Annotated in this window: 12 protein-coding genes and 1 pseudogene; 2 read left to right on the forward strand and 11 right to left on the reverse strand. The window is 66.5% G+C overall.

The window, feature by feature from the left end; all coding sequences use genetic code 11:
• Position 1: 1 nt before the first annotated feature.
• Both ABQ039_RS09310 and ABQ039_RS09315 read right to left on the reverse strand, forming a co-directional pair.
• Entirely contained in the window at positions 2–1105 is a 1104-nt protein-coding gene (locus tag ABQ039_RS09310) for an AAA family ATPase (RefSeq protein ID WP_374057849.1), read from the reverse strand.
• A gap of 95 nt (positions 1106–1200) precedes the next feature.
• Complete coding sequence (locus ABQ039_RS09315) at positions 1201–1497, reverse strand: hypothetical protein (RefSeq protein WP_216636140.1); 297 nt, start codon at positions 1495–1497, stop codon at positions 1201–1203.
• 649 nt (positions 1498–2146) lie between these two features.
• On the opposite strand from ABQ039_RS09315, the gene ABQ039_RS09320 reads away from it, so the two are divergent.
• Positions 2147–2563 carry a SymE family type I addiction module toxin gene (locus ABQ039_RS09320; protein WP_349777824.1) on the forward strand — a complete coding sequence of 139 codons (417 nt, stop codon included), beginning with the start codon at positions 2147–2149 and terminating at the stop codon, positions 2561–2563.
• Positions 2564–2648: 85 nt separating this feature from the next.
• Positions 2649–3283 (forward strand): annotated as a pseudogene (locus tag ABQ039_RS09325) (hypothetical protein); the annotation flags it as partial.
• Between the two features lie 247 nt (positions 3284–3530).
• Here the strand turns inward: ABQ039_RS09325 and ABQ039_RS09330 are convergent.
• From ABQ039_RS09330 to ABQ039_RS09370, 9 genes are all read right to left on the reverse strand, one after another.
• Positions 3531–5183 (reverse strand): chemotaxis protein CheA, encoded by a 1653-nt coding sequence (locus tag ABQ039_RS09330; RefSeq protein WP_016904945.1) that lies wholly within the window; start codon positions 5181–5183, stop codon positions 3531–3533.
• A 2-nt stretch (positions 5184–5185) separates the two neighbouring features.
• Positions 5186–5812, reverse strand: coding sequence for a protein phosphatase CheZ (locus ABQ039_RS09335; protein WP_016904946.1), 627 nt, complete (start codon positions 5810–5812; stop codon positions 5186–5188).
• Positions 5812–6204 (reverse strand): chemotaxis response regulator CheY, encoded by a 393-nt coding sequence (gene cheY / locus ABQ039_RS09340; protein WP_002813536.1) that lies wholly within the window; start codon positions 6202–6204, stop codon positions 5812–5814. The genes ABQ039_RS09335 and cheY overlap by 1 nt, the downstream gene beginning before the upstream one ends.
• Positions 6205–6239: 35 nt before the next feature.
• Positions 6240–7007 carry an RNA polymerase sigma factor FliA gene (locus tag ABQ039_RS09345; RefSeq protein ID WP_024937674.1) on the reverse strand — a complete coding sequence of 256 codons (768 nt, stop codon included), beginning with the start codon at positions 7005–7007 and terminating at the stop codon, positions 6240–6242.
• A complete protein-coding gene (locus ABQ039_RS09350) occupies positions 7004–7888 on the reverse strand; it encodes a MinD/ParA family protein (protein ID WP_010374294.1) in 885 nt (294 codons plus the stop codon). Before ABQ039_RS09350 ends, ABQ039_RS09345 begins: the two co-directional genes overlap by 4 nt.
• Positions 7875–9557 carry a flagellar biosynthesis protein FlhF gene (flhF, locus tag ABQ039_RS09355; protein ID WP_349777823.1) on the reverse strand — a complete coding sequence of 561 codons (1683 nt, stop codon included), beginning with the start codon at positions 9555–9557 and terminating at the stop codon, positions 7875–7877. Before flhF ends, ABQ039_RS09350 begins: the two co-directional genes overlap by 14 nt.
• A gap of 794 nt (positions 9558–10351) precedes the next feature.
• Positions 10352–12424: a flagellar biosynthesis protein FlhA gene (gene flhA / locus ABQ039_RS09360; RefSeq protein WP_024937671.1), complete on the reverse strand. Its 2073-nt coding sequence runs from the start codon at positions 12422–12424 to the stop codon at positions 10352–10354.
• A 17-nt stretch (positions 12425–12441) separates the two neighbouring features.
• Positions 12442–13572: a flagellar biosynthesis protein FlhB gene (flhB, locus tag ABQ039_RS09365; RefSeq protein WP_024937670.1), complete on the reverse strand. Its 1131-nt coding sequence runs from the start codon at positions 13570–13572 to the stop codon at positions 12442–12444.
• Positions 13573–13759: 187 nt separating this feature from the next.
• A complete protein-coding gene (locus tag ABQ039_RS09370; protein ID WP_349777822.1) occupies positions 13760–16681 on the reverse strand; it encodes a diguanylate cyclase domain-containing protein in 2922 nt (973 codons plus the stop codon).
• Positions 16682–16976: the final 295 nt, after the last annotated feature.

The raw sequence follows: 16976 nt of genomic DNA on the forward strand, positions 1-16976 counted from the left end.
ATCATCCTTTCAGGTAGGCGGAGACTGTCTGTCTGCTGACTTTCAAAAAGCGTGCGACATCTGATTGTGCTGCTCTAAACCTGTTTACAAGTTCTTGGGTCAATAGCTTGCGAGCATCTGTTGCATTCGTTGCCGCTATATCACTATTTGCACGGTTCTCCTGCAGTGTACGTAAAGCTAGAGCCATCCAATCGATTTCCTTTGACTCGACCACCGCGCGTCGTCTTGACGCTAAAGCGAGCTGTTCGATATCTGCTCCAGTCAATCCCTCGGAGAGGTGGGCGAGTATATTCGCGTTCCCACTGAGGTCTTCGTTATCTCCTAAGAAGTAGGCCCATAATGCTTGACGTAGATCAAAGTCGGGGAGGCCGAAGTTTATTTTGTATGAGAATCGTCGCCATATTGCAGCATCAAGCATCTGAGGGTGATTGGTCGCCCCTATTACCACGGCCTCTGCATCTAAACTATCTATGCCTTGGATGACGGTGTTGACGACTCGCTTCAATTCCCCAAGTTCATTTCTGTCGTCACGCATTTTTGCTAGGGCATCTAACTCATCAAGAAACAATACCGCGTTTTTCCCGGCCACAAAGTCGAAGATGGCGCGGATGTTTTTGGCCGTGTCACCAAGCATGGATGAAATGACAGAATCTAACCTGGCGACGTAAAGCTTGCGGCCCATTTGGGCTGCTATTTGGCCGGCGATAAGTGTTTTGCCAGTCCCTGGTGGCCCTGATAATAGGAGGGATAAGCGAGAAGCAATACCCTTTGCTGCTAATAAAGAATAGTTTTCGGCATCACTTAGGAAGTTCTCATACTGCTCCCGAGCAGGTGGCGACAAAAAAGTTGGTGCGCTGGGCCAACTATGTTCTTCCACCAACGGCAGGCGAGACTTTGCATCTACCGGCAACATTTCAGTGAAGCCAGAGGCTTGAAGTGGCACACCCTTCTTGCTTAGTGCTGAGCGTAGACGGCGCGCTCCCTCTACATCGCAGGCGTCTAGCTCCCGAGCGAGTCTCTGACCCACCCTGCGGAGCCTTGTGTAGTCGGCCGCCAACGCGGCCTCTGCGAACTCTACAATTGCGTTTGAATCGACAACGTTCATCTATGTGCTCAAATTACGGGCGTGTATGTAAGGATGGAATAGTCACTAGCCAAGCGTACGGGCCAGTTTGTCACGTTTTACTGAGCATTTGTCAGTCAATTGTCGTCGGCGGGCTCGACGTGAGCAAGTTCGTGGTTATAAACATGAACCATTGCGTCTGTTCTGTGACCGCTCGCTAGCTTTTTGTCGCCCTTTGTATCGGTGACGCCGCGGTGCTTGAGTCCATGCATCGCAAACCGTTCTGCAACGGTAATCACCTCGTCCGCAATAGAGTTCTTCATCAGGCGCGGCCAAGAGGTGTTGAAGCCTGACCTGGTCAGCAAATCGCCATCTTCACCGACGAACAGTGGGCGATCCTTGGCGAGAAGTAACGGTTCCAGGTTCACTTCCACGCAGCATGGCCTCGACCGTGATGGGGTCAGGTGCACTTATCAGGCGACGGCGCTCGGCTTGCGTGGCTCGTATGGAACTGCGCCAGCGGCGCACAGAGCCGCGCGAGACCCGCCAGCGTGTATTGACACACCAGACCGTGCACTTGCAATCTAATCCCAAGGAGCGTCGAAACTCCTCACGTAGCGGTACCCACCTCCGTCAACCGGTGGGTTTTTTGTGCCTGCATCCTGCAGGTACAAGCCGACGCAATGCCTGCGTCGGGAGGGCGGCTAATACAACACCCGCAAGGGGAATATGCCCGCCGGCTACGTGCGGTTTCGAACCTCCCGACATCCCGTCGCCGTTGGCGGCGGTTCTTGGGTTGTTCCAGGAGGGCGTTGCCATGTCTACCGCACCATCCATGCCGGCATCTGTGCCGGTTGATCTGTTGCCAGCTTCCGCTCACTGCCTGCGGTGGGATGTGGGCGAGGTGCTGCGCCGACTCGTCGCACGCGCAGCTGTTGAGCAGGTGAGAGACCATACCGCGCATCCGCTGAGTTGCCAGCCCGCTGTTCTGCCGCACACCTCGCGCCGCCGGTCCGCACGCAGGGCAATGGCGCTGCAGCACTGCGTTGCCGCATCCATCACCCGCCACCAGCCGGAGGCGCCATGACACGCCGCCGCCCACCCACAGCATCTGCCAACGCACGGCCCACCGGCACACGTATGCGCCCCGCGCCGCCCAAGCGGGTGCAGTGGGTCGTTGTGGAACCCGACCGCACCAAGCTGCCGCCGATGCTGCCGCCCGACCCGGACGCCTCGCCGCAAGGTCCCGGCACGCTGCGCGCACCCCGCCGCGCCCGCCGCCCGCGCCAATGCACGGTCAGCTACACCCATTACCCCGGTGCCCACGACCACGCGGGCGACCAGCACGTGCCCCACGTCCGCCTCAGCGGCCTATGGCTGGAACAACTGGGCTTTGCCATCGGCACCAAGCTGCGCATCACCGCCAGTGAAGGACAGCTGCTGATGGAGGTGTTGCCGCCGGTGGAGGTGCCGGCCAGGGCGCGCAGCGTGCGGCGATGATGGTGCGGGTGACAGAGACCTGCGATTGACCTCAGTGCCGCATGCCACTAGCGTCGCAGCGACATCAGCGCACTACGGACGCTTCATGATCGCGCGCGCCCTCTACGCCTTGCTCGCCACCCTGGCTCTGGGAGCTTGCGCCCACGCGGCGGGCGGCGCAGCTCCGGCAGCCGTCACGGAGACATCTGCCATGCGTTCCTCATCCGAATCCGCAGTCACTCCCGCTGGCAGTGAACCTAGTGGGCCAATACGAACGGCAGAGGATGCGCTCACCCGCATGCTTGCGTTGATTCAAGCTATTGACGGACTGGACGATCTGACACCTGACCACCTGCAGTCAAAAATGGGGGTTCCGGTGACGCGTGCGGCAGCTGATTCCAAGCGTTATGGCGCCAGTGCTCCGCTTACCAGTGAGTGGGGTTACAGCTTTGGCATGGACCAGACGCCTACTGCGGGGCGTTGGTTCGAGTTCACTTTTATTCCAGCGCAAGCGGGTGCTTCTCTGCCCATGACGGAGATCTGCAGGATCGATTTCGATACGTTTACTAAGAAGCTGGAAACATCGGGTTTGTACGTCAACGCAACATGGTGGAAGACGGGCGATGGATGAGTGACTTCTTCAGCCGCCCGGGCATGCGCGTGGAGGTGTTTCCACGGGGTGAGTCAGATGCACCGCAGGAGCGGGTGGAGCACCACTGTGTTGAATGGATCTACATTCGTTCAAATAACGGTTCAAGGGTCACTTCCACGGCAGCTTGGATCGCGCCCATGCCTGCCCGCGTAGCGACATAGATCAACAGCGATGCTGGTAGTGAAACGACAACGGCCGCAGTACGCGGCCGTTGTCATTAGATCAGGCAACCACGATCGTCTTGACGATTCCCGATTCCCGATTCCCGATTCCCGATTCCCGATTCCCGATTCTCCCAATCCCGAATCCCGAATCCCGAATCCCGAATCCCCAACCTCAATGATCGCTGGAGCGCAATCCATCCACATCCAGAATCAGCGCCATGCGGCCATCGCCGATCAGGGTGGCGCCGGCATAGCCGGGCAGGCCGCGCAGGGCGCGGGGCAGGGGCTTGATCACCACTTCCTCGCGGCCGCGCACCTGGTCCACCACCAGGCCGAAGCGGGTTTCGCCGGCCTGCAGCAGCACTACCGTCAATAGCGGCGGCTGTTCGGCAGGCACGCCCAGCCAGCGGCGCAGGTCGATCAGCGGCAGGGTATGCGAGCGGCGATCCAGCACGGCGCGGCCGTCGAACCAGCCCAGCGAGGTCTGCGGGGCGTGCAGCACCTCGACCACGCGCGCCAGCGGCAAGGCGTAGACCGCTTCGCCGGCCTGCACCAATAGGGTGGGCAGGATCGCCAGGGTCAACGGCACGCGGATCATGAAGCGGCTGCCGCGGCCCAGTTCGGACTGGATCTGGATCTGCCCGCTGAGTTCGCGGATGCGCGATTGCACCACGTCCATGCCCACGCCGCGGCCGGAGATGTCGGTGACCTCGGCCTTGGTCGAAAAGCCCGGCATGAAGATCAGATGCAGGCACTCGTCGGTGCTCAGGCGGGCGGCGGCTTCGGCATCGATCAGGCCCTTGTTGCGGGCGATTTCGCGCAGGCGTTCCGGGTCGATGCCGGCGCCGTCGTCCTGGATCTCGATGCTGACGTAGTCGCCTTCCTGCTGCGCGGACAGGCGCACATGGCCGCTGCGCGGCTTGCCGGTGGCTTCGCGCAGGGCCGGCGATTCGATGCCGTGGTCGATCGCGTTGCGCACCAAGTGCACCAGCGGGTCGGCCAGGGCCTCGACCAGGTTGCGGTCCAGTTCCGTCTCGGCGCCGATCAGTTCCAGTTCCACTTCCTTGGACAGCGTGCGCGCAACGTCGCGGGCCACCTTGGGGAAGCGTGCGAACACCTTGCTCACCGGTTGCATGCGGGTACGCATCACCGCGGTCTGCAGGCGCGCGGTGGCGATGTCCAGGGTGCTGACCGCGCGGTCGAGTTCTTCGTCGCGCAGGCGGGTACGCAGGGTCTTGAGGCGGTTGCGCGACAGCACCAGTTCGCCGATCAGGTTGACGATGGCGTCCAGGCGCTTGGTGTCCACGCGCACGGTCTGCTCGGCGTCGGCCGCCTTGGCCGCCGCCTTGGGCGCGGCCTTGGCGCCCGGCGCAGCAGCGCCGTGTGCGTCATCGTGTGCGGGTGCTGCGGCAGCGGCCTTGGGCGCGGCCTTGACCGCCGGCGGGCCGCTCTTGGCGTCGAACTGCGCAATCAGCGAGGCCGGTGCATGCGGCACGGTTTCGCCCGAGCCCATCGCATCCAGCATGGCCTGCAGATAATCCAGCGACTGTTGCGCGGCATCGAAGTGATGCGCCTGCAACACCGCCTGGCCGGAGCGCGCCATGCCCAGGGTTTCCTCGGCGGCGTGGCAGAGCTCCACCATCGGTTTGATCGCCAGGAAGCCGGCGCCGCCCTTGAGCGTGTGGAAGCCGCGGAACACCGCGTTGAGCTGGTCGGCTTCGTCCGGTGCCTGTTCCAGCGACACCAGCTGTTCGCCGAGGCGATCCAGGATCTCCTGGGCCTCGACAATGAAATCGGCAGCAATATCGTCTGGAACAGCACTCATGGTTACAGCCCCAATCCGGACAGCAGGTCGTCGGCGTCGTCCTGCGACACCGCGTGACGGTCCAGGCCCTTGACTGCAGGACCGGCAAGACCGCCGTCGTCTTTCTTCGGCTCGGGATTCTTCGGCGGCAGGCCGAGTGCACCGAAGCCCTCGTGCACGCGCCGCACGATCCCGGCCACGCGACGGATGATCTGGCCGCTCAGGTCCTGGTAGCTCTGCGCCAGCGACAGCTCGGTCAGGTTATGGCGCATCTTGTCCATCAGCGCGCCCTGGTCCTGGTTCAGGCCACCGTCGCGCAGCTGGTTGGCCAGCTCGCGGCATTCCTCGACCAGGTCCAGCGTGCGATGGCTGGCCTTCTCGGTCATTTCCACCACGTGGTCCAGGCGCGAGCAGGCATCGTCCAGTTCGCCGGCTTCCTCGGGCACGGTGGGCAGCTCGCCCAGCGCCTGCCCGAGTTCGCGCGCGAGCCGGCTCAGGCTCTGCATCATCGGGCGCGTGCGCAGCGCGGCGAGGTGGTCCACCTCGCGCCGCCAGGCGACCTGGTCACCGCTTTCCAGTGCATCGAGCGCGTGCTGCAGGCGCTCGATCAGGGCGGCACGTTCGGCATCGGCTTCCACGGTGGCGTTCATCAGGCGGTCGCCGCCAGACGTTCGAACACCTTGCCCAGCTTCTCTTCCAGCGTCTGTGCGGTGAACGGCTTGATGATGTAGCCGTTCACGCCGCACTGGGCCGCTTCGATGATCTGCTCGCGCTTGGCTTCGGCGGTCACCATCATCACCGGCAGGTGCTTGAGCTTGGCGTCGGCGCGGATGTTGCGCAGCAGGTCGATGCCGGTCATGCCGGGCATGTTCCAGTCGGTGACCACGAAATCGAACGGGCCGGCCCGCAACGCCGCCAATGCGCTGTTGCCGTCTTCGGCCTCTGCGGTATTGGTGAAGCCCAGATCGCCCAACAGATTCTTGACGATACGTCGCATCGTCGAGAAGTCGTCCACGATCAAAATCCGCATGTTCTTGTTCACATCAAGCTCCTAACACTAAAAAATGCGCGAAAAAATCATTCGTCAATTTCGACACCGGCATCGGCCAGTTCGAAGACCTTGAGGCGGCCGCGCAGACGCACCACCGCCTGGCCATGGATCTGGCAGACGCGCGATTCGCTGACACCGAGCACGGCGCCGATTTCTTTCAGGTTCAATTCCTGTTCGTAGTACAGCGACAGCACCAGCTGCTCGCGCTCGGGCAACTGGCCGATGGCCTTGCCCAGCTCGCGGCCGAATTCGCCACGCTCCATCATCTGCTGCGGATTGGGGCCGCCCTTGGCGGTGGTGTCCAGCTCGCCGTGATCCTCGATCCGCGATTCCAGGCTCAGCACCTGGCCGCGGGCGGCATCTTCCATCAGACGCAGGTAGTCGGGCAGCGGCATCTCCATCGCGGCGGCCACTTCGGTGGCGGCGGCGGCGCGGCCGGTGTGCTGTTCGATCTTGCGCACGGCGGCGGCAGCATCGCGTGCGCGGCGGTGCACCGAGCGCGGCACCCAGTCGCCCCGCCGGATCTCGTCGATCATCGAGCCGCGGATGCGGATCGAGGCATAGGTCTCGAACGAGGCGCCCTGTTCGGAGTCGTAACTGCGCGAGGCTTCGATCAGGCCGATCATGCCGGCCTGGATCAGATCGTCCACTTCCACGCTCGCCGGCAGGCGCGCGGCCAGATGGTGGGCGATGCGGCGCACCAGGTCGGCGTGCTGGGTGACGATGTCGTTGGCGTTGTTGCGCTGCACGGCGCGGTACTGCGCGCTGGCCGTGGTTGCGGTAGCGGTGCTCATGCGGCCACTCCCCGTTGGATGATGCGTTCGACGAAGAACTCGACGTTGCCGCGCGGCACGGTGGGGGCCTGCCAGCGCGAGGTACGGCGAGCGATTTCTGCAATGGCCTGCGCCGACGGACTGGCGGGGTAGGCCTTGATGACCGGCTGCTGGCGCTGCACCGACAGGCGCAACCAGTCGTCCTGCGGCACGTGGCCCAGGTAGTTCAGCGACACGTCGCCGAGGAATTTTTCGCAGACCCGCGACAGCTTGTCGTACAGCAGGCGGCCCTCGTTGGGGTCGCGCACCATGTTGGCGATGATCTGCAGGCGGTCCACGCCGCGTTCGCGCGAGAGCACCTTGATCAGCGCGTAGGCGTCGGTGATCGAGGCCGGCTCGTCGCAGACCACCACCACGGTGTCCTGGGCGGCCTGGCAGAAGGTCAGCACGCTGTCGGTGATGCCGGCGGCGGTGTCGATGACCATCACGTCCAGGTCGCGCTCCAGCTCGGAGAACACGTTGACCAGGCCGATGTGCTGGGCCGGGGCCAGTTCGGCCATGTGGCGGCGACCGGAAGCGGCCGGGACCACCAGCACGCCGCCGGGGCCTTCGATGATCACTTCGTCCAGCGTGCAGCGGCCGGCGATCAGGTCGGCCAGGGTGTACTTGGGCGACAGGCCCAGCACCACGTCCAGGTTGGCCAGGCCCAGGTCGGCGTCCAGCAGCAGCGTGCGCTTGCCCATGTCGGCCAGCGCCACGGCCAGGTTGGCGGAGATGTTGGTTTTACCCACGCCGCCCTTGCCACCGGTCACGGCAATGGTGCGCACCGGGCCCAGGGGCTCGGGACGGGTCGCCGACAGGGGGAAGGCGTTGGTCAGCTTGGCGTATTCACGCGACTGCATGGTTGTGCTCCGGAGTACAGGGCTTATCGGCAGCGCGCCGCAAATCTTCAAGGCGAAGAACGAGACTGGCGGCATTGGCGCGGTGCAGGTCGTCGGGGACCCGCTGTCCGTCAGTCACCCAGGTGATGGGCATTTGGTGATCGACGACGACCGACAGCGCACTACCGAAGCGGCCGGTCTCGTCAAGTTTGGTCAGCACCACGCCCTGGGGCTTGGCGTGGGCAAAGCGGCGCACGACCTCGTCGAGGTCGGAAAAGTGCGCGTTGGCAGGCAGCACCAGCAGCGAGGTGACCTGGTGCGCGGCGCGCAGCCAGTTCAGCTGGGCGGCCAGGGCGCGGTCGCGCTGGCCCATGCCGGCGGTGTCGATCAGCACCAGCTTGTAGTCGCGCAGGCGCTCGAGCAGTTCCAGCAGGCTCTCGGCGCTGTCGGCCTCGTGCACGGCGATGCCGAGCTGACGGCCGTAGCTGTGCAGCTGCTCGCGGCCGCCGACGCGCTGGGTGTCGGTGGTGACCAGGGCCACGTCGCGCGGGGCGTGCTGGGCGGCGAAGCGCTGGGCGAGCTTGGCGATGGTGGTGGTCTTGCCGGCGCCGGTCGGGCCGACCAGGGCGATCACGCCGCCGCGTTCCAGCGGGTCGACCGGGGCCACCGGCAGGCGCTTGGACAGCAGGCCCAGCATCAGCCCGCGGCCGCGGTGCAATTCGGTATCGGCCGGAATCTGCAGTGCCACGTCGCGGATCAGGCCGGCGTCGAAGCCGTAGTCGTCCATCAGCTCCAGGGCCTGCGCGCGCACCGGCGAGCCACGCAGGCGCTCGTCGGTGAGGCGGTTCATTTCGCGCTCGATCATCTGCCGCATCAGCGCCAGCTCGCCACGCAACTGCTTGAGTTCTTCATCGTTCTGCGGCGCCGGGGCGGCGGCGACCGGCACCGCGGCCAGCGCCGGCGGGGCAACCACCAGCGGCGGCAACGCGGCCGGCGGCAGGATCTGCGGCAGCGCGTCCAGGTCGAAGTCGGCGTCGCCGTCCAGCGCGTCCTCGTCCTGGTCGTAGCCAGCCTGCACGGGGGCAGCGGCGGCGGCCATGATCGGGGTCGGGGCCTGCACCGGGGCAGCCTGCACGGCGGCGCGCTGCACCGGCGCGGTGGTCAGGAAATCGGCGAACAGCTGTTCCGGCACGGCCGACAGCGCGTGTTCCTGGCGCGGCGCGGCGGTCACCGCGACGGCGTGGGCCAGGGCCTGGGCGGCGGGCGAGGGGACGGCGGCGCTACGCACCGGTGCGGGCACCTGCGGCTGGCGCGGCACGTTGACCGGCTGGCGCAGCGCCATCGCGGCGATCATGTCTTCGGCGGCACTGGCAACGCGCTGGCGCTGGCTCGTGCCGGCATCGGCGGCCGGCTTCAGCGGTGCGTGGACCGGTGCGGCGGCGGCTTGCGGGGCCGGTGCCTGCGGGGCAGCTGCCGACGGGATCGGCGCGGCGGCAACGGCCGGCGTCTCGGAACGCGCGGTTTCCAGGGCGCGCTGCACGAGTTCTTCGTCGTAGTTGCTGGCAGCGACGATCTCGATGCCTTCGGCGGTGCGGCGATTGGACAGGATCACTGCGTCCGGGCCGTGTTCTTCACGCACCATGCGGAATGCGGTGCGCATGTCCGGGGCAACGAAGCGTTTGATTTTCATGCGAAGTGCCTCCAGGAACGGGACCCGCCGGACGCCGGACGGGTGCGCGATGAATGTGGGTGTGTTGCCAGCGTCATGAGTTGCCTGTCCCGTTCGGTTGTTCCAAGTGCTGCTCTCGCCCCGCAGCGGTGGCGCTGGCTGCGGTCTCGGCAGAGCTAATGCACGCGGCGTGCCAAAACGGGGTGCCGGGGTTCCGGCGCGGGGGCGCTGGTGTATCGGGACGGGGCGCGGCTGTGCGTACGGCCGGGTCCGAGCGCTTTAAGCCAATGGCGTGATTGACTTTTTTCCAGGGCGGCGATGCGCTGGCGTCGTCGTGCGGGCGGATGTGCTGGCGGGTCGGAGGTCCAGTCTGAGGCGCTCGGAACGCCTGGGAACGGCTAGCGCCATGCAATCGATTGGAGATCCGGACCAGTGGCGGCTTTCCGACGCCGGGTGCGCTCCTACCGTGGTGTCGGCGTCCGCGATGTGTTGTCGGATTACCTGGCCTGTCGTAGGAGCGCACCCGGGCGCGACGGGCTGTGCCGGTAACGCCTGTCACGCCCGGGTGCGCTCCTACCGTGGTGTCGGCGTCTGCGATGTGTTCTCGGGTTGCCTGGCCTGTCGTAGGAGCGCACCTGGGCGCGACGGGCTGTGCCGGTAAAGCCTGTCGCGCCCGGGTGCGCTCCTACGGTGGTGTCGGCGTCTGCGATGTGTTCCCGGATTGCCCGGCCTATCGTAGGAGCGCACCTGGGCGCGACGGGCTGTGCCGGTAACGCCTGTCGCGCCCAGGTGCGCTCCTACGTCGGCGGGCGGTTTCAGCTGATCGTGCCGACCAGCTTCAGGCGCTTGTCTTCGGGCACTTCGCTGTAGGCCAGCACCGACAGGGACGGGACGCTGTGGCGGACCAGGCGGGCCAGGGCGGCGCGGACCTGGCCGGGCACCAGCACGACCGCCGGTTCGTTGCGGGCTTCCTGCTTGCCGACGCAGTCGGCCAGGCTCTGGTGCAGGCGCTCGGCCAGGCCGGGCTCCAGCGCCACGCCGTTGCCGTGGGTGGACTCCTGCAGCACGCGCTCCAGCTGCGGGGCCAGCGTGTAGACCGGCAGCTCGGCCGACATGCCGGCGATTTCCTGCACGATGAAGCGGCCCAGCGAGGTGCGTACCGCGGCGGTGAGGGTGGTCGGGTCCTGGCTGTGCGGGGCGTGCTCGACCAGCGCTTCGACGATCTTGCGCAGCTGGCGCACCGGGATGCGCTCGATCAGCAGGTTCTGCAGCACGCGCACCACCACCGACAGCGGCAGCGCCTTCGGGGTGAGGTCTTCGACCATCTTCGGCGCGGTCTTGGCCAGGGTCGCCAGCAGCTGCTGCACTTCCTCGTGGCCGAGCAGTTCCGGGGCGTGTTCGCGGATCAGGTGCGACAGATGGGTGGCGACCACGGTGGCCGGGTCGACCACGGTGTAGCCCATCGATTCGGCATAGGCGCGTTGGTGTGGCTGGATCCAGGTGGCGTCCAGGCCGAACGCCGGGTCCTTGCCGGGGATGCCGTCGAGCTGGCCGAGCGCGCCGCCCGGGTCCAGCGCCAGTTCGCGATCGGGATAGATTTCCGCGGTGGCCACCGGCACCCCGTGCACCAGCAACCGATAGGCGTTGGCCGACAGCTCCAGGTTGTCGCGGATATGCACCGGCGGCACCAGGAAGCCGATGTCCTGGGTGAGCTTGCGGCGCACGCCCTTGATGCGCGCCATCAGTTCGCCACCCTGGTTCTTGTCCACCAGCGGAATCAGCCGGTAGCCCACTTCCAGGCCCAGCGGGTCGATCGGGCGCAGCTCGTCCCAGCTCAGCTCCGAGCTGGCCTGGGCGGCAGTGGCCGCGGCGGCGGCCTTGGGATCGGTGGCGGGGTCGCCGGTCGGCGGGATGACCAGGCTGCGCTTGTACATTTTCCAGGCGATCACGCCCAGGATCAGGCCCAGCGTCAAAAACGCGACGTTGGGCATGCCCGGCACCAGGCCGACCAGGCCCAGGATGGCCGCAGCCACCGCGAGGGCGCGGTGCTGGCCGAACACCTGGCTGATCATGGCGCCGCGCATGTCCTGCGCGCGCGAGGCGCGGGTCACCAGCAAGGCGACCGAGGACGACACCAGCAGGGCCGGCAGCTGCGCCACCAAACCGTCGCCGATCGACAGCAGGGTGTAGGTGGAGGCGGCATCCACAAAGCTCATGCCGTGCTGGAACATGCCCACCGCCATGCCGCCGACCAGGTTGATGAACAGGATCAGGATGGCGGCGATGGCGTCGCCGCGGATGAACTTGTTGGCACCGTCCATCGCACCGTAGAAGTCGGCTTCCTCGCGGACCTCTTCGCGGCGGGCCTTGGCTTCCTCGCGCGTCAGCAAACCGGCGTTGAGGTCGGCGTCGATGGCCATCTGCTTGCCGGGCATGGCGTCCAGGATGAAGCGCGCGGTCACTTCCGACACGCGCCCGGCACCCTTGGTGATGACCACGAAGTTGATGATGGTCAGGATCGCGAACACCACGATACCCACGGCGTAGTTGCCGCCGATCACGAACTGGCCGAACGCCTCGATCACCTTGCCGGCTGCGGCATGGCCGTCCTGGCCGTTGATCAGGATCACGCGGCTGGAGGCAACGTTCAGCGCCAGCCGCAGCATCGTGGTCATCAGCAGCACGATCGGGAAAATGGTGAATTCCAGCGGGCGCTGCACGTAGACGACCGCCAGCAGCACCATCAGCGAGATGGCGATGTTGAAGGTGAACAGCGCATCCAGTACCGGCGCGGCCAGCGGCACCATCAGCATGGCCAGCATGGCCATCAGCGCCAGCGGCGCGCCCAGGCCGTTGCGCAGCAGCTCCATGATGCGCCGGGCATTCATCGGGGCGGGTTGGGCGCTCATGCGCTGGCTCCCTTGCCGAACTCATCCACGTCCAGCGACGGCAATTCCGGCATCGGGCCGCCGTTCCAGCCACGCAGCTGGTAGACGTAGGACAGCACCTGGGCCACGACCGAATAGAGTCTCACGGGAATTTCCTTGCCGATTTGCGCTTCTCTATACAAGGCGCGTGCCAAAGGCGGGGCGGTGACGATCGCCACGCGGTGCTGTTCGCAGGCTTCGCGGATGCGGAAGGCCATTTCGTCCACGCCCTTGGCCACCACGATCGGGGCGCGCATCTTGCCGCCCTCGTACTTGAGCGCCACCGCGTAGTGGGTCGGATTCATCAGCACCACGTCCGCCTTGGGCACCGCTTCCATCATCTGGCGCTGCGACATCTGCATCTGCATCTGGCGGATGCGGCCCTTGACCTCCGGGCTGCCCTCGCTTTCCTTCATCTCGCGCTTGATCTCTTCGCGCGTCATCTTCAGCTTCCGCAGCCAGTTCCACTTCTGGTAGGGCGCGTCGATGGCGGCCAGCAGCACCAGCGCGCCGGCGGTGTAGAACAGCAGGCTCTTGGTGAAGTCCAGGCCGTTGCCTACCGCCTGTTCCAGCGGCTGGTTCACCAGCGAGCGCAGGCCGTGCAGGCCCTTGGAGATGCACAGGCTGGCGGCCAGGCCGACGAACAGCAGCCGCAGCACCGACTTGACCAGCTCGGCCAGGCTGTTGCTGCCCCACATGCGCTTGATCCCGTTCATCGGGTTGAGCTTGTTGAGGTCGGGCATGATCGCCTTGCCGGAAAAGCGCAGCCCGCTCATCAACAGCGGGCCGGCCAGGCCGGCGGCCAGGCAGATGCCGATCAGCGGCAGCATCACCCACAGCAGCTGCAGCAGCAGGTCGCCGAAATGGCCGAACAGCGCCATCGGGTTTTCACGCATCTTCGGGTCCGGGCTGAGCGCGGTCTTCATCCAGACGCTGGCGCCATCGCCGATGCCGCGGGCCAGGGCCATCAGCGCGAACACGCCGGCACCGAACACCGCGGCAGTGGACAACTCGCGCGATTGCGGGATGTTGCCCTGCTCGCGGGCTTCGCGCAGGCGTTTTTCGGTGGGAAGCTCTGTGCGTTCGCCGCCGTCTTCGGACTCGGACATGGAGGTGCCGGTGACTGGTCAGCCCTGTGTCATGCAAGTGGCGTTCCAGTCGCTGGGGGTGGGGAGTCGGGGTCGGGGGAGAGCTGGCCGAGAGGGGGCCGGCCTGAAAAAGTGGCTGATCGGGGCAGGCGGCGCTGTGGGGCCGCTGCGTTGGATGCGCCTGGCCTGCGCCCCGGGGCGCGGCTGCTCATGCCACCGAGGATTCGGGCTCTTCCGGTTCGATGCGATTGCGGCCATGCCGCTTGGCGCGGTACAGCGCCTCGTCGGCACGCGCCAGCAGCGTGGCGGCGTTGTCACCGCTCCGGAACCAGGCCACGCCGACCGAACAGGTCACCGGCAGCGGCCGGGCGGCGCCCACCTCGTACGGTGCCAGGCTGAGCTTTTCGTGGATGGCGCGCAGCCGGTGCTGGCTATGCTGCGACATGCCCGGCAGCAGCAACAGCAGTTCCTCGCCGCCGTAGCGGCCCACCTTGTCCGAGTCGCGCAGGCAGGCGGTCAGGCGCGCGCCGACCTTGGCCAGCACCGCATCGCCGACCAGATGCCCGTGTTCGTCGTTGACCAGCTTGAAGTGGTCCAGATCGATCAGCACCACCGCCAGCGGATGCCCGCCATGCGCGCAGGCCTGCAGTTCTTCGGCCATGGCTTCGAGCACGCCGGAGCGGTTGAGCAGGCCGGTGAGGGCATCGTGGCTGGCCTTCAGGGCCAGCGCCGCACGCGCGCTTTCCAGATCGCGTTTTTCGTGTTCCAGCTGATAGGTGCGCTCGGCCACCAGTTCGGCCAGCATGCGTTCGCGCGCGACCAGGTGGCGGTGCCGCCAGCGCCACAGGCCGGCCAGCAGCGCGCTGCCGATCAGCACATACAACGCGATCGCCGGCGGGCTGCGCCACCACAGCGGGGCCACCGCAAACGGCAGGTCGGCGATCGGCGAGGCGGTGCGGCGGTAGCGGTCCAGCACCTGCACCTGCAGCCGGAAATGCCCGGAGGGCAGCGGCGCCTGGTCGATCGACAGGTTGTCGCTCTGGATCCATTCGTTGTGCAGGCCGAGCAGGCGGTAACGCACGGTCAGGCGACTCGGGTCGTCGTACACCTCCATCGTGGACAGCTCGATATGCAGCGGCTGGTCGCTCCAGCCCAGCAACTGGCCGCGCTGCACCGGCACGCCGCCACGGCTGACGCTGTCGATGCGCACGCTGGGCTGGCGCGCATCGAACAGCCGCGCCGGGTCCAGCAGATGGCTCACCCCGCGCGAGGTACCGATCCAGATCGACCCATCCGGATCCTCGGCGAAGGCGGCTTCGGAGATGTCGTCCCACAGCAGGCCCTGCGATTGCGACAGATGCGCCCAACGCTCGCCGTCGTAGACCTCCACGCCGCGCGCATGGCCCACCCAGACCCGGCCGAGGCTGTCGCCGCGCATCAGGTAGACGCCGACATCGCGCAGCGCCTCGTCGCTGATCGCCTGCAGATCCAGCCGCTCGCCCAGCAACATGCCGTGCCAGAGACCGGGCCGATAGAACGCCAGCCACACCTCGCCGCTGTCGCTGATGTGGAACTTGCTGATCCACGGGTCCGAGGCGCCGCCATTGACCAGCACCTCGACCCTGGACCAGCGTGCGCCCTGCAGCCGGAACAAGCCGTTGGCGGTGGACACCCACAACGTGCCGTTGGCGGTCTGCTGGATGTCGGTATAGGCGATGGTGGGCATCTCCGGGACCGCTTCCATCGTGCCGCCCTCCAGCGGATGCCGGATCACGAACAGGCCGCCCGCGCTGAGCATCCACATCCGCCCCTGCCGATCGATCAGCAGGCGGCGTGCGGTGCGCGGCAGTTTGGCGATCTGCGCGCTGCGGCCATCGGGCCAGGTGCGGCGCAGGAAACCGGCCGAATTGAGCGTCCACAGGCTGCCATCGGCGCTGCGTTGCATGCCCACGATCTGGATCCCGGAGGCCTGCAGGGCCGGGACGAACCGGCCGCCCGGATCGACCTGGCGGCCGGTGCCGTGTTCGTTGCCGACCAGCAGCGCGCCCTGCGCGTCGCGGGCGATCGACCAGGTGGGCGCGGCCGGCATGCCCTGCGAGGCGTCCCAGTTCTCGATCCATTCGTAGCCGGCCCAGCGCACCAGGCCTTCGCCATCGACGGTCATCCAGACATCGCCATCGCGGTCCACCAGGATCGCATCGCTGCTGCCGGGCGGCAGCCCGTTGTCGGCGCCGAAACTGCGCCAGCGGCCGTTCTCCCAGCGCGCCAGCCCGTCGTTGCGACGTACCAGCACGCGTCCTTCGCGGTCCAGCACCAACGGCGCCTGTCGCCCGATGGTTCTGCCATCGAGCAAGGGCAGCGGCCGCACGCTGAATTTGCTGGCGCCCGGCGCGCGATAGAGCAGGTTGCCGGTGCCGCGGACCCACAGTGCGCCGTCGTGATCGCGCAACACGCTGTACCAGCGATCGTCCGGCACGCCTTGGTCCGGCCCGTACACCTGCACCTTGCGCTGCGCATCGATGGCGCACAGCCGCTTGGCGCAGCCGGCCCACAAGGTGTCGCCGTCCACCGACAGGCTCAGCACCTTGGACAGCTCGGGCACGCGCACCCGGGTGGCGGTATCCAGCAGCGGCTCGCTATGCCAGTGGCCGTTGCCGCGTGCGCTCAATCGTTCCAGCGTGCCGCCATTGGCCAGCACCGTGCCCCAGGAGGGACTGGCCAGCAGCATGTCTTCCTGCAGGTGTTCGGCCTCGTCGGGGGCCAGCTTGCGGAAGCCGTGCTCGTCGCCGACGAACAGGGCCTGGAAGCCGGCCACCCACAGCCGCCCGTCGGCGGCTTCGGCCATCGAGGTGATCGGTTCGTTGCGCAGGCCATCCAGCATCACCTGCTGGAAGCTGCGCCCGTTGTAGCGATACAGGCCGCTTTCGGTACACACCCACAGCAGCGTGGCGCGGGTCTGCAGCAGGCAGGTGCCGGCCAGCCCGAGCAAGCCCTGGTCGTGGGCGTAGCGACGAATGCTCGCGCTCTGCGCGCCGGCCAGATCGGCCAGCGACAGCAAGGCCAGCAGCAGCACCGCCAAGAACGGTGCACGCCGGCCTGACGACCTGCATTGACGGTACTCAACCCCCACGAGCGTTGCACTCTCCCACGCATCGGCGCGTGTGCTCCGCGCCCCTCGCGCGGGTGTCTCACGCTTGCCATGGGCGGCCCCCATAGCAGGCCGCAGTAAACCGACTAGCGGCTGTTCACGCGTGTTTCTTTAATGCTTAAGCAGGCATGGCGGCGTGAGTGCGCAGCGCGCACGGCCCTAGCCGGGCGCGTGTTGTTCCCTGGGCCGGACCCTGTCGCTGCAGGCGCGATCACGCCGATGGCTTGATGCCGGTCGCGCAACGGCTGCATGGCTGCCCGCACGCGGGCGTCGCAGC

The sequence above is a fragment of the Xanthomonas sp. WHRI 6108 genome, assembly GCF_040202385.2.
Lineage (GTDB): Bacteria > Pseudomonadota > Gammaproteobacteria > Xanthomonadales > Xanthomonadaceae > Xanthomonas > Xanthomonas arboricola.